10 protein-coding genes are annotated in these 12793 nt (G+C 66.6%); 4 read left to right on the forward strand and 6 right to left on the reverse strand.

What is annotated here, in order from left to right:
• Nucleotides 1–105 precede the first annotated feature (105 nt).
• The 3 genes from ASB57_RS12155 to ASB57_RS12165 all read left to right on the forward strand — a co-directional run bounded on the left by ASB57_RS12155 (nucleotide 106) and on the right by ASB57_RS12165 (nucleotide 3984).
• Nucleotides 106–1473, forward strand: a complete 1368-nt coding sequence (locus ASB57_RS12155) for an MmgE/PrpD family protein (RefSeq protein WP_057652469.1) — start codon at nucleotides 106–108, stop codon at nucleotides 1471–1473.
• Between the two features lie 3 nt (nucleotides 1474–1476).
• The gene (locus tag ASB57_RS12160; protein WP_057652470.1) at nucleotides 1477–2898 is read left to right on the forward strand and encodes an MmgE/PrpD family protein; all 1422 of its coding nucleotides are present in this window, start codon (nucleotides 1477–1479) and stop codon (nucleotides 2896–2898) included.
• Between the two features lie 105 nt (nucleotides 2899–3003).
• Nucleotides 3004–3984, forward strand: a complete 981-nt coding sequence (locus tag ASB57_RS12165; RefSeq protein WP_057652471.1) for a tripartite tricarboxylate transporter substrate binding protein — start codon at nucleotides 3004–3006, stop codon at nucleotides 3982–3984.
• Between the two features lie 120 nt (nucleotides 3985–4104).
• Here ASB57_RS12165 and ASB57_RS12170 read toward each other — a convergent pair whose 3' ends face one another.
• The 5 genes from ASB57_RS12170 to ASB57_RS12190 all read right to left on the reverse strand — a co-directional run bounded on the left by ASB57_RS12170 (nucleotide 4105) and on the right by ASB57_RS12190 (nucleotide 10467).
• Nucleotides 4105–5250, reverse strand: coding sequence for an NAD(P)/FAD-dependent oxidoreductase (locus ASB57_RS12170; protein ID WP_057652472.1), 1146 nt, complete (start codon nucleotides 5248–5250; stop codon nucleotides 4105–4107).
• Between the two features lie 182 nt (nucleotides 5251–5432).
• A complete protein-coding gene (locus ASB57_RS12175) occupies nucleotides 5433–5657 on the reverse strand; it encodes a rubredoxin (protein WP_057656101.1) in 225 nt (74 codons plus the stop codon).
• Nucleotides 5658–6442: 785 nt separating this feature from the next.
• On the reverse strand, nucleotides 6443–7498 hold the full coding sequence (locus ASB57_RS12180; protein ID WP_057652473.1) for a lactonase family protein: 1056 nt from the start codon (nucleotides 7496–7498) through the stop codon (nucleotides 6443–6445).
• Between the two features lie 9 nt (nucleotides 7499–7507).
• Nucleotides 7508–9625, reverse strand: a complete 2118-nt coding sequence (locus tag ASB57_RS12185; protein ID WP_057656102.1) for an acetate--CoA ligase family protein — start codon at nucleotides 9623–9625, stop codon at nucleotides 7508–7510.
• Nucleotides 9626–9630: 5 nt separating this feature from the next.
• Nucleotides 9631–10467: an enoyl-CoA hydratase/isomerase family protein gene (locus ASB57_RS12190; protein ID WP_057652474.1), complete on the reverse strand. Its 837-nt coding sequence runs from the start codon at nucleotides 10465–10467 to the stop codon at nucleotides 9631–9633.
• Between the two features lie 191 nt (nucleotides 10468–10658).
• On the opposite strand from ASB57_RS12190, the gene ASB57_RS12195 reads away from it, so the two are divergent.
• On the forward strand, nucleotides 10659–11459 hold the full coding sequence (locus ASB57_RS12195; RefSeq protein WP_057652475.1) for an IclR family transcriptional regulator: 801 nt from the start codon (nucleotides 10659–10661) through the stop codon (nucleotides 11457–11459).
• On the opposite strand, the gene ASB57_RS12200 is transcribed toward ASB57_RS12195, so the two are convergent.
• The gene (locus tag ASB57_RS12200) at nucleotides 11456–12694 is read right to left on the reverse strand and encodes a beta-propeller fold lactonase family protein (protein WP_057652476.1); all 1239 of its coding nucleotides are present in this window, start codon (nucleotides 12692–12694) and stop codon (nucleotides 11456–11458) included. The genes ASB57_RS12195 and ASB57_RS12200 overlap by 4 nt on opposite strands.
• Nucleotides 12695–12793 lie beyond the last annotated feature (99 nt).

Genomic DNA, 12793 nt, shown 5'->3' on the forward strand with positions numbered 1-12793 from the left:
CCCGCCGGTGCGACTCTATCCTGTCACCAGGCAAATCAAGACCTGCACACAAATACAGCGGGCCCCCACCCGCGTTCACGTACCGAAGGATCAGAGGAAGACTCGATGGACCAAGCACTTGAGCAAATCACCCAATTCACCGTCAGCGTGCGCCCCGAGGATGTCCCCGCGAACGTCATCGAACACGTGACCGGCATCTTCGTCGACTCCATCGCCTGCGCGATGGCCGCCCGCGACTGCCCCGGCGCGCGCGCGGCGCAAGCCATCGCCGACCTGCCCCGCGGCGCCGGCGGCACGGTGATTGGCAGCGCCGCGGTCGTCACGCAAGACATGGCGGCGTTCTGGAACACTTCCATGATCCGCTATCTGGACTACAACGATACGTTCACGGGCGGCCACCCCAGCGACATCCTGGGCGCACTGATCTCCATCGCGGGCGCGCGCCGCCTGCCCGGCCGCACCTTGCTGACCGGCATCGCCGTGTCCTACGAGGTCTTCCACCGCATCTCGCTGCGCCATCGCTCCTACCGCAAGGACCACGGGTCGCTGGTCGATTACCTGTCCATCGACCAGGGCTTCGCCGTGGCGATCGGCACCGCCGCCGGCATCGCCCACATGCTTGGCTACGACCACGCCCAGACCCGCACCGCGGTTTCCCTGGCCGCCACCAACGGCCTGCCCTTGCGCGCCGGCCGCGCAGGCGAACTGTCGCACTACAAGGGCGTGGCGACGGCGGTCAGCACCCGCAGCGCCGTGTTCGCCTGCCAGCTGGCCGAGAACGGCCTGACGGGTCCGTCCGACCCCTTCGAAGGCCGCCACGGCTTCATCGAAGTGATGGAAGGCAAGGCCGGCCCGATGAACCTGGAACCCTTCGGCGACTGGGCCGTGCTGCGCTCCGGCCTGAAGTACTTCCCGGCCACCGCCAACTGCCAGATCGGCATCTGGGCCGCGCTGCAACTGCGCGAAGGCCTGGACCTGGACCAGGTCACCGAAGTGAAGCTGCACACGTCGCGCTTCCTGCATCACGAGTCCGCCAGCGAGCCCGCCAAGTTCGCCCCCACCACACGCGAAACCGCCGACCACAGCCTGCCTTACGTCGTCGCCGTCGCGCTGCAGCAAGGCAGTGTCACCTTGGCCGCCTACACCGACGCGGCCCTGGCCGACACCAAGGTGCGCGAGCTGATCAAGAAGATCAAGGTGGTGGTCGACGACAAGATCGAAAGCGAATGGCCCGGCACCATCCAGATACGCGCGTCCGTCACGCTGAAGGACGGCACCACGCGCGAGGTACACGCCCAGAATCCCAAGGGCACCTACCGCAACCCGATGAACCGCGACGACATCAAGATCAAGTTCCATCACCTGGTGACGCCGGCCCTGGGCCAGGCCACCGACAGCGTGTTCGACCAGTTCTGGGCAATCGCCGACAGCGCCGACTGCACGCAGGTCCTGCAGCAACTGGTGACCGAGTAAGCGATGCCACACGATCACGATCTTCCCATCACGCGCGGCCTGGCGGAATACATCGCCGGCGCCGAATTCAACAGCCTGCCGGCGGCCGCGATCGACGCGGCCAAGGTGGCGATACTCGACGGACTCGGCTGCCTGGCGGCCGGCAGCCGCGAGCCGGCGCCCAGCATCGCCCGCGCGGCGCTGGGCGACGAGACCTCGGGGTCCTGCATGGTGGTCGGCACGACCATCCGCGCCAGCGCCGCCACCGCCGCGCTGCTGAACGGCATCGCGCTGCACGCCCTGGATTTCGAAGTGCAGGGCATGCCGCCGGCGCATGGCACGTCTTCCATCCTGCCGGGCGTGCTGGCGCTTTCCGAGCGCTTCGCCGTCGCGCCCGAACGGGCCGTGCTGGCCTACATCACCGGCTGGCAAGTACAGCAGCGGGTGCGCACCGCCGCGCGTGACTGCGCCTTCCGGGGCTTCCATCCGCCTGGCGTGGTGGGTCCCCTGGGCGCCGTGGCGGCATGCTCGGTGATCCTGAACCTGTCGGCGGACGAAGTCGCGGGCGCGATCGGCATGACCGCGTCGCGTACCGGCGGCCTGTTCGCCAACAACGGCAGCATGGCCAAGCCCACTCACCCGGGCAATGCGGCCCGGTCGGGTGTCGAGTCGGCCCTGTTGGCGGCCAAGGGAATGTCCGGCAACAAGCGCATCCTGGAAATGCCCGGCGGCCATTTCGAGAGTTTCTTCGACGACCGTTTCCGTCCGGAAGAAGTGCTGGGAGGACTGGACGAGTACGCGATCGTCACGCCAGGCTTCACGATCAAGCGCTATCCGTCCGAGATCTACATGCAGTGGGTCATCGAAGCCTGCCAGCAGTTGCGCCGCCATCCCAAATTCAAGCTCGCCGACGTGGAAGAAGTGATCGTCGAGCCGCCGGTCTATCGCACCACGCTGTCGCGCCCCAGCCCGGTGTCCGGCCTGGACGGGAAATTCAGCTATGAGTACGCCGCGTCGGTGGGCCTGAGCCAGGAAGAAGTGGTCATCGCCACGTTCGACGACCACATCGCGTTCAGCGAGCCCGTGCAGCGCCTGCTGCCGCGCGTGCGCCTGGTCCACAACACCGACATTCCGCAGACGCTGGCCACCATGTGGACCCGGGTCACCATCAAGCTGGCCGACGGCACCGAGCTGGTGGAGCGCTGCGACCGCTTCCCCGGCTGCCCGGAACGGCCCATGTCGCGCGAGCAACGCCACGGCAAGGTCACCGACTGCCTGGTGACGGGTGGCCTGTCGAACGCGGAAGCACAGAGTCTGATCGAACAAGTCGAGCATCTGGAAACGTTGCGGTCGTGGGAGCCGGTGCTGGGGCTGCTGGCGCGCGTCGCGCAGGCGGGCGGCCACGCGGGTCATGGTGGCGGCCACGGCGGCGGTCACCCGAAGTAGTCAGCGCCGGCCGGCCCAGTTGTGCTGGGTCGGCCGGTTGCAGGCGCAATGAATCATATGCGCCACAGGGGAATCCCCGGTGGCCGATAACAACCTGGAGACATCATGAATATCCTTCGCCCTCTGGCTCGCCCGCTGTTCCTTGCGCTCGCCTGCCTGGCCGCCGGCGCCGCGCACGCGGACGACTATCCGGCCAAACCCATCCGCATGTTCATACCGGCCGCGCCTGGCGGTGGCGTGGACTCCGCCGGCCGCATCCTGGCCACGTACCTGACGTCCAAGCTGGGCAAGTCCGTGGTGCCGGAAAACCGCGCCGGCGCGGGCACCATGCTGGCATCCGATGCCTTGGCCAAGGCCCCCGCGGATGGCTACACGATACTGTTGGTGACCACCAGCCACACGGTCAACGCGGCAGTGCGTACCAATCTGCCGTATGACCCGGTCAAGGATTTCGCGGCAGTCTCCGAAGTGGGCTACACCCCCGACGTGCTGGTGGTGAATGGCGCATCGCCCATCAAGTCCGTGGCCGACCTGGTGGCCGCCGCCAAGAAGACACCTGGCAAGCTGACCTTCGGGTCATCCGGTCCCGGCACGCTGTCGCAACTGGAGCCGGAAGTGCTGAAGGACGACGCGGGCATCGATCTGCTGCACGTGCCTTATCGGGGCGGCGTGCCGGCGGTCACCGCGGTGATCAGCAAGGAAGTGGACATGCTGTTCCTGGGCGTGGTCGCCGTGGCGCCGCACGTCAGCTCGGGCAAGCTGCGCGCCATCGCGACCACGGGCAAGGAGCGTATCGCCATGATGCCCAACGTGCCCACGATGGCGGAGCAAGGTTTCAAGGACTGGGACACCGGTATCTGGTACGGCGTGGTCGTGCCGGCGGGTACGCCGCCGACGGTGATCGCCACGCTCAACAAGGCCATCAACGAAGCGCTGAAGGACTCGGACGTCCGTCACAAACTGGCGACCGTCGGCATCGAGCCCAAGGCCAGCACGCCTGAACAGTTCAGCAAAACCATGACGGACGATATCGCCCGCTGGAAAAAGATCGTGGACAAGCTGCCGCAGCTCAAGAGCAACGATTGATAGCCGGCCATGAAAAATACCGCCCCGTGGGGCGGTATTTTTTTGCCGGTGGCGGCGTGCAGCCCAGTGCGGGTCCCGCCCAGCGGGGTGCCGCCCGAAGGAGCGCCCTCGGCGCGGACCTCAGGCAGCCGAACCCAGCTGCTTCGTCAACGCGGCCCGTTCCTTGGAGGCGTTGCCCAGCAAGGCGAAGCCAGCCAGGGTCCCATCAGTCGCTACATACAGGGCACGCACGCCCTCCTCCGTCACGCCGGCGTTCCACGCGCCCGCCACGCCCACGGGCGGCGTGGCCACGATAGTCGGGCAGGCCGGCGTCTTGATCATCACCGGCATGGGCGGGAAGACCGTCTGCGTGGGCGCGCCGGTCAACGTGGCCGCCAACGCGCGCGCCGAATGCATGATGGGCAGCACGTAGGGCATGACCAGCCCGTCGATCTCGGCGCAGTCGCCCAAGGCGTATACGTTCTCGGCACTGGTGCGCAGATGGCTGTCCACCACGATGCCGCGGTTGGTCACGATGCCGGCCGCGCTGGCCAGGGCGGTACGTGGCCGCAGCCCGACCGCGGACAGCACGACGTCGCTGGCGAATTCCTCGCCGCCGGCCAGGCGCACCCGCAAGCGTCCATCCGCCGCGCGGTCGACCGCGGCCACGGCATTGCTCAGGAACCAGTCGACACCCAGTCCCGCCAAGGCCTTCTGCCGGAAGGTACCGGCTTCCGCGGGAACCAGGCGCGACAGCGGCCAGTCGGCGGTATCCACCACGGCGACGCCATGGCCGCCGGCAATCAGGTCGTTGGCGAACTCGCAGCCGATCAGTCCGCCGCCGATGATGGTCACGTGGCGTGCCCCGTCGATCAGGCCGCGAAACTTGCCGTAGTCGGCCAGGTCGTTGACCGTGACGACCGCATCGGCGGCATCGCCACCGACAGGTATGGTGATCTGGTCCGCGCCCAAGGCCAGCACCAGGCTGGAATAACGCAAGGCCTCATCGCCCAGCTGCAGGGTGGCGCCTGCCGTGTCGATACCGGTGACGGTGACGTTCGCGCGTACCGGGGCGCCCAGCTGCGCGCTCATTTGTTCGGCGTCGGCCTGCGGCAGCTGCTCGGGCAGCTTCTTGGTGGCGAGCGCCGTGGAAAGCTGAGGCTTGGGATAGAAGTGGGCGCTGTCGGCAGCCACCAGTATCAGCGGGATCTCGCGATTCAGTTTGCGCATTTCCCTGGCAACGGTATACCCGGCAAGCCCCGCACCCACGACAACAACAGGTTCCATATCCCTCAACATTCCTAAAAAATGCCCCTCGGGGCAACCCTCCGGGCTGCCCGGTCCCCAAAGGGGACGCTTTTTGACTTGGGGCGGCCCGGCGTTAAAAAATGCCCCTCAGGGCAACCCTCCGGGCTGCCCGGTCCCCCAAGGGGACGCTTTTTGACTTGGGGCGGCCCGGCGTCAAAAAATCAGATTTCCGCCATGACAAAGTCGGACTTGGACGCCCCGCAGTCGGAACAGGTGAAGCTGTCAGGGACATCTTCCCAACGTGTGCCGGGTGCGATGCCCTCTTCTTCCAAGCCAGCGGCCTCATCATAAATGAAGGCGCATAAAACGCACTGCCAGACCTTGAAATCCGTCTTCGCCACCCTCTGGGCGCCCGTCGCCGCGGCCCCCTGGCGGGGCAGGCTCATGATCAGGGCATCCAGACCGTCGCCGCCCGCTTCGAGCTCAAACGCCGGATCGCCGGGCCGCAGGAAGACGATGGTGATGGCCTGGCGTTCCGCGCCCTCGTGGATCAGGCTGCCCCGCAGCACGACCAGGTACTGCCCGTCGGTATCCGCCGGCGACGGGGCCAGGAAGCGGGCGCCCGGGGCCAGGCGCAACGCCTGGGCATCCAGGCCATGATCGTCGTGGACACCCGCCAGTGGCTGCACCGCCGCGCCCTTGCCGACGTCGGTCAGGTCGGGGAACACGATATCCGCGCCGATCTGCCAGGGGTGGCGGTCCTGCACGCCATCCAGCTTGCCGCGGCTTTCGGGCATGAACTTGGCCCCATTGTCCGTGCGGCTGCGCAGGGTCAGGAACGCACAGCCCGCTTCCGATGCCACGATGGGCCCGTAAGGCGTGTGCTTGCGCGCGAAGTGCAGCTGGAAAGGCTTGATCGGATGTTTACCATTGGTTCCGCCCCCGGACACGAAGATCTGGAACTCGTCCTCGTCGTGATAATGGGTGCGCAGGTTGCGGTGTGGCCCTTCTTCCACGAGCATGGCCTGAGCATCGAGGCCCGTGGCGGGATCGGCGACGATGAAGTCCGTCAAAGCGACGAAAATGCCGTCCTCGTGGATGCGTGAGCGACGATTCGCCTTGACCTGATCGTGTGCGACAACGATAGCCATAGTGTTTTCCTGAACGGGTTTTGCTTCAGTTGGGTGGGTACGCGCCTGGCATCACGGGGGGTTGATGCCAGGCACGGATATCAAATAACGGCGTCTGGAACGATTTCGATCCAGCTTGGCCGCTTGCCGACGGGATAGCGTTCCACCAGCGTCAGCCCGCCCGTTGCCGGGTCGATGGCGTAGACGCTGATGCGGTTGCTGTTCTGCCCCGCGCAAATCAGGAAGCGGCCGCTCGGTGCGATGGAGAAACCACGCGGGTAATCCTCCACGTCGAAATCACCTGCGCGGGTCATCAGGCCGGTGACGGGATCGAGACGGAAGGCGGTGATCGTGTCGGTCTTGCGGACGCTGGCGTAGACATACGCGCCATCCGGCGTCAGATGGATGTCGGCGCCCATGGCACGGCCTGTGAAACCGGCAGGAACCAGCGACTCGTACTGCACTTCCTGCAACGCGCCTGTTTTGCGATCGATGCTGTAGGCCGCCAGCGAGCCAGCGTGCTCATTGACGCAATACAGCATGTCCAGGGTCGGATGGAAGACCAGATGCCGCGGACCGGAACCCGGGCGGGCCGGAACGACCGCGGCTTCAGTGAGCCGGCCCGACGCGACATCCAGCCGATAGACCAGAATGCAGTCGCCGTCGACCGATGTGGCGTAGACGAAACCACCTGACGAGCCACGGGATGGTTCACCGAACGGCGCCTCAACGATGCAGTGCGCCTTGGGCGGCGTGGCCACGGTCTGCTGGATCGGGAACGCGAGGCGCCCATCCGCCTCGATGCCATTCACCGTCAGCAGCGCTTGATCGTAGGACGCACCCATCAGAAACCTGCCGTCGCGGGTGGGCGCAAGGTAGGCCATGGGCGCGGGCATGGGATAAGTGTCGACCAGTCGCAAGCAGCCACTGGCCACATCGCGCGCGAACACGGACAAGGGAAACGGATCGATGCGGATCTGCGCATACAGCACCGACCTGTCGCGCGACCACGCCAGCGGGATATTGCCGCGCGTGGGCGCGCCGGTGCCCGGCACGTCCACGACCTCGATCAGATCCAGCTTGCCGCTGCCGTCATCCAGGCGGAAGGCGTGTATTTCCCGGCTTTCGGACGAAGAGACGTGAACCAGACAGGACATGGCATCCCCTCACGCCGCGGCGCCCAGCACCACGACGCCATCCGCCGCTCTCACCCCCTGGCCTTCGGGCAGTACGAACACTGGATTGATTTCTGCTTCGACCAGGCGGTCACCCAGCTGCGCCGTCATCCGCGCGAACGCCACGATGGCGGCGACCAAGGCCTGCACGTCCGCTTTCGGGCGGCCACGGTAGCCATCCAGCAGCGGCCAGGTCTTCAGCTCGCGCACCATCTCCAGCGCTTCCTCTGCGCTCAGGCCGCGGCCGTCGGCAGGCAACAGGCGCATGGTGGTGTCCTTGAACAGTTCCGCCGTGATGCCGCCCATGCCCAGCAAAATCGCCGTGCCCAGCGGATCGCGGTGCATGCCCAGGATCAGTTCCGTGCCGCCGGCGACCATCTCCTGCACCAGGAAGCGTTCGGGCAGGATGCCGGTCTTGTCCTTTACCTCGGCTTGCATGGCCGTCAGGCGCGCGCCCACCTGCTCCGGCGCCAGGTTGACCGCCACGCCGCCGACGTCGCTTTTATGGGTGATCGCGCCCGTAAGTATCTTCAGCACGACGCGACCGCCATAGGCACGCGCCGCGCGTTCGGCCTCTTCCGGGGTCGTCACGATGGTTTCGCCCGCGCAGGGCACGTCGAAGCGCGCGAACAGCTGCTTGGCCTCGGCCTCGTTCAAGGACACCGTCTCCTTGCCGGGGGCCATGGCAGGCAGCAGGTCCCGCACATCGACCGGCGCCGGGACGGCTGGACTCGAATGCGCCTTCCAATTGGCGTGCTGGAGCATGCCGGCCAGCGCCACGGTGCAGCTTTCCGCGGCGGCGAAGGCCGGCACGCCGCGTTGCGTCAGCAGCGCCCCGACGGCCGGGGCGTGCGGGCTGACGAAGGCGATCACGGGCTTGTCGCTTTCAGGCAGGCAGTCCTGGATGGCGCCCGCCATCAGCTCCGGCATGGCAAGGCTGGACGAACCGACGATGATGGTCAACGCGTCATAGCTGGGGCTGTCCAGCAGCGCGCGAATGGCGCCGCGCAGCAGGTCCGGCTGCAAGCCGGCCAGCGTGACGTCGATAGGATTACGATCCAGCGCGGCGTGGTCGCCGGTCTGCAGGGCCCGCAGGCGCGCACCGGTCTCGGCATCGGGCGGCGGCGTGTCGAAGCCCGACACCCCCAGACTGTCGGACACCAGCGTGCCGGCGCCGCCGGTCGACGTCAGGATGGCGACGCGGTTGCCGCGCAGCTTGCGATCGGTGGCCAGCGCCACGGGAATGTCGAGCAGGTCACCAAAGGTCTGCGCGCGGATCACGCCGACCTGCTTGAACAGGGCGTCATACATGCGGTCGGCACCGGCCAGGGCGCCGGTGTGTGACACGGCCGCCTTGGCGCCGGCTTCGGAACGGCCGATCTTGAAGGCCACCACGGGCTTGCCCGCCCGCGCGGCTTTCAGGGCCGCGGCGCGGAATTTCTCCGGATTGCGCACACTTTCGACGTACAGGGCGATGACCTTGGTCGCTTCATCGTCGGCCAGGTAGTCGACGAAGTCGGCCAGCTCCAGGTCCACTTCATTGCTGGTCGAAATCAGCTTGGACAGCCCGATGCCCCGCGCCGCGGCGCGCGACAGCAGCGCGCCCAGGATGCCGCCGCTTTGCGACACCACGCCGATCGAACCGACCGGGAAATGATCCATCTCCAAGGCACCGCTGGCCGACAGCACGATGCTGTCGGTCAGGTTGACCAGGCCGATGGTGTTGGGCCCCAGCAGACGCATGCTGCCGGCGGCTTCGCGCAATTCTTCCTGGCGGCGCGCGCCTTCCGCGCCGGTCTCGGTGTAGCCGCTGGCCAGGACGATGGCGGCCGCGGCGCCCCGCTCGGCCAATTCGCGCACCGCCAGATGCGCGCGCTCAGCGCCCAGCAGCACGATGCCGACGTCGGGCACCGCGGGCAGCGATGCGATGTCGGGATAGCAACGCAGGCCGGCGATACTGTCGGCGCGCGGGTTGACCGGATATATGTCGCCTGCGTAGCCGTGCTTGAGCAGATAGGCAACGGGCCGGCCGGCGGTCTTCTTCACATCGGCCGAAGCGCCGATCACGGCCACGCTACGCGGGTTGAGGAGTCGGTTAATGGCATCCATGGTCATCACGCCTTGTCCTTGCCCACGGCGGCCGCGTCTGGAGCCGTCTTGCCGCTCTTCTCCGCGGACTTGGCCAGGAAGGCCATCACCGAGTCCCGGTGTTCGGTGCTGGTGTAGCAGATCCCCTGCGCCTGGCTGCCTTGCGCGAACACCTGCTCGGCGGACATTTCGAATGTCTGGTTGATGATGGTCTTGCCCAGGGCCAGTGCCGTGGCCGAGCCCTTGCTCAGCTCGGCCGCCCAGGCCTGGGCGTCGGCCAACAGATTTTCCGCGGTCGCTTGCCGGTCCACGATGCCCAGGTGCAGGGCCTCTTCGGCATCCACCTTGCGGCCCGTGAAGATCAGTTCCTTGGCCTTGGCCAGGCCCACGCGGCGCGGCAGGAAATACATGCCCCCGCCATCCGGCACGATGCCGCGATTGATGTAGGACCAGGTGAAGCTGGCCGCATCGCTGGCGATGATGAAATCGCAGGCCAGCGCGGTGTCCGCGCCCAGGCCGGATGCCGCGCCGTTCACGGCCGCGATGGTCGGTTTGGGCATGGTGTGCAGCAGCGATTGCGTGTAGTGGACGCGCTGCTGCCGGTGCCAGCCGTTGAAGGCGATCTCGCCTGCCGGCGCGCTCATGCGGCGTTCCATGCCGGACACGTCGCCCCCGGCGCAGAAGCCCTTGCCATTGCCGCTTAGCACCAGCGCGCGGATCGCCTTGTCGGCGCTCACGCGCTCCAGCGCCTGGATGAACTCGGTGCGCATGTCATCGCTCATGGCATTGCGCTTGTCCGGGCGATTCAACAGCAGCGTGGCGATGCCGTCGGCAACGTGCAACTCGATCAAACTCGTGGTCATGTCTCTGATTTCCTCGATTCGGCTTGGCGGTGTCTTGTCATGGGATGGGCGCGGGTCGGATTCCCAGCCATCCTGTTCGGGTACCAGTGTAGGTTCCACGGCCCTCGAGCCGTAGCCCTGATTTCCACCAAATGGAAATGGTGATACGCTAGGCAGCGCTTAGTTCTCCAGGTTTTTGCACCGTCACCACCATGCCATCCGCCCCGCCCAAGCCGCCTCGCCGACAGCATCATGAAGATCCCGTCCTGAACCGTTCGCTGGTGCGTGGCGTGGAGATCCTGCGCGCGTTCCGACCCGGGGCGGACCAATTGGGCAACGGCGAAATCGCCGAGCGTACGCAGCTTTCACGCGCCACGGTCAGCCGCCTGACGCAGACCCTGGTCGACTGCGGCTTGCTGGAGCACGACCGTGGCCGTCGCACGTATCGCCTGGCCACGCCGGTGTTGAGCTTCGCGCATGCCATGCGCGCGGGGTCACCCGTTCTGGCCGTGGTGGCGCCCTTGATGCGCACGCTGGCCGAACAGCTGCGCATCAACGTGGGCCTGGCCACGGCGGACCGCGACGAGATGGTCTATCTGGAATCGTTTCGATTCAACCGCAAGGTGGCGCTGCGCAGCGTCGTGGCCGGCCAGCGGGTGCCCATGGAGCTGACCTCCCTGGGCCGCGCCTATCTGGCCGTCGTGGACAGCGCGCAGCGGGACGAGTTACTGGGCTTGCTGCGTGAACGCCGATCGACCGATTGGCCCAAGGTTCGCGCGGAAATCGATGCCGCCCGGCAAAGCGTCGCGGCGCACGGCTGGTGCGCCGCCTCGTGGCAGCCGGAAGTCGTCGCCATCGCGGCGCCGCTGGTCCTGCCCGACCGGCCGGTCTATGTCCTGAATGTCAGCGTCCGCACGACGGCGGGCATCGAGGCGACCGAGCGCCAGCTAAGCGGCCCCCTGCTGGGCTTGTGCGAGCAAGCCAGGGGGGCGCTGCTGGCGGCGGACGTCTAGGCACGCACCGCTACCATGCCGGCCCAGAACATCGTGTCCTTGCCCACATCCACGTCGTACTTGCGCACCAGCGTCAGCTTGCCGTCGGCGCCGATACGGAACACCGACAGGCCTGCCTGAACACGCCCGATCCCCTTGCCGTCACGGACGTCGAGGGGAATATTGTGCTCGGCCACGAGCAGGCTGCCGGTGGGATCGATATGGAAGGTGCGGGGATAGATTTTCTCCGTGTCGGCGAACTGGATCAACCGCGGCTCGCCCGTCTGCTGGTCGATCGAGTAAGCCGCGATCGAGTTCTCGCCGCCCTTGAAGACTTTCCTGCCCTGGTAGTCTTCCGTCCCGTCGGCGCGGTTGGCCACGTACACGAATTTGCCGTTGGGATGCACATGGATGGCCCCGGCCAGCTGGCGCGGATCGAAATCGCGCCGGTCCTTCAAGGTGTCGACGTCATAAGCGGCTTTCGACTCCAGCCGCCCTTGCGCCAGGCGGTACATGAACAGGCGGCTTTCCCGCTCCAGTGAGACATAGACCCACGGCCTGGTCGGATGGAAGTCCAGATGGCGCGGGCCGAAGCCGATACCGTGGTTGGGCGCGACCGAGTATTCATGCGACAGGTGTCCGTCCGCATAATCGAAGAACTTCAACGCGCCCGGGTCTTCCGCCTTGGTCGGCGTGGGGTCATTGCCCCGCGTCACCAGGATGGCATGGTGGTTGTCGTTGGTCACCCGGATCTGGTGGGCGTAGACACCGCCATCGAGCTTGCCCTGCGCGATTTCGCCACCCAGGGTCATGTCCGGCTTGATGCGGAACACCCGCACGCCGCTGGGCTGGTTGAAAGCCACCAGCAGGTTCTTTGAAGGGATGTCGGTACAGACGTTGATCGGCCGGTCCGGCAAGGCGACCGGTGTGCCCAGCAAGGCTGCGTCTCCATTCGCGTGATCCAGGCGCAGCACGGCAGCGTGATGGACCCCGCCCGCGCCCGCCTGGCCATTGCTGGACACGACATACAGCGCGCGCCCGGAATGATGCGGCCAGGCGTATTGCACACTGGCCGGCAGCTTGACCGAGCCACGGCGCGTCAGTTCGGCCGTGTCGATGTTCACGTCGTAGTGCCATAGCTCGGCGCCTACATTGGCGTAGAAAGCGAGTCGATAGGGCTTGTCAGCCGCGAACGACAGGCGCGGGGCCACGGCGGCGCCGGCCATCAAGGCCAGCATCGAACGGCGATTCATCATGTCTGCTCCTTTGGGTTTTCCTGCTTCTGGTTCTTATGTTCGCGGTTCTTATATTTTTTCGACCGCAGCAAGACACTACACCGGCCGCGCCAAATGTGC

Origin of the sequence: Bordetella sp. N, from assembly GCF_001433395.1 — a bacterium.
GTDB lineage: Bacteria > Pseudomonadota > Gammaproteobacteria > Burkholderiales > Burkholderiaceae_B > Bordetella_C.

Bases quoted from the DNA above. Each gene is read 5' to 3' on its own strand.
- ASB57_RS12155 (WP_057652469.1), top strand. From the start codon at position 106: ATGGACCAAGCACTTGAGCAAATCACCCAATTCACCGTCAGCGTGCGC.
- ASB57_RS12160 (WP_057652470.1), top strand. From the start codon at position 1,477: ATGCCACACGATCACGATCTTCCCATCACGCGCGGCCTGGCGGAATAC.
- ASB57_RS12165 (WP_057652471.1), top strand. From the start codon at position 3,004: ATGAATATCCTTCGCCCTCTGGCTCGCCCGCTGTTCCTTGCGCTCGCC.
- ASB57_RS12170 (WP_057652472.1), bottom strand. From the start codon at position 5,250: ATGGAACCTGTTGTTGTCGTGGGTGCGGGGCTTGCCGGGTATACCGTT.
- ASB57_RS12175 (WP_057656101.1), bottom strand. From the start codon at position 5,657: ATGAGCCTGCCCCGCCAGGGGGCCGCGGCGACGGGCGCCCAGAGGGTG.
- ASB57_RS12180 (WP_057652473.1), bottom strand. From the start codon at position 7,498: ATGTCCTGTCTGGTTCACGTCTCTTCGTCCGAAAGCCGGGAAATACAC.
- ASB57_RS12185 (WP_057656102.1), bottom strand. From the start codon at position 9,625: ATGGATGCCATTAACCGACTCCTCAACCCGCGTAGCGTGGCCGTGATC.
- ASB57_RS12190 (WP_057652474.1), bottom strand. From the start codon at position 10,467: ATGACCACGAGTTTGATCGAGTTGCACGTTGCCGACGGCATCGCCACG.
- ASB57_RS12195 (WP_057652475.1), top strand. From the start codon at position 10,659: ATGCCATCCGCCCCGCCCAAGCCGCCTCGCCGACAGCATCATGAAGAT.
- ASB57_RS12200 (WP_057652476.1), bottom strand. From the start codon at position 12,694: ATGATGAATCGCCGTTCGATGCTGGCCTTGATGGCCGGCGCCGCCGTG.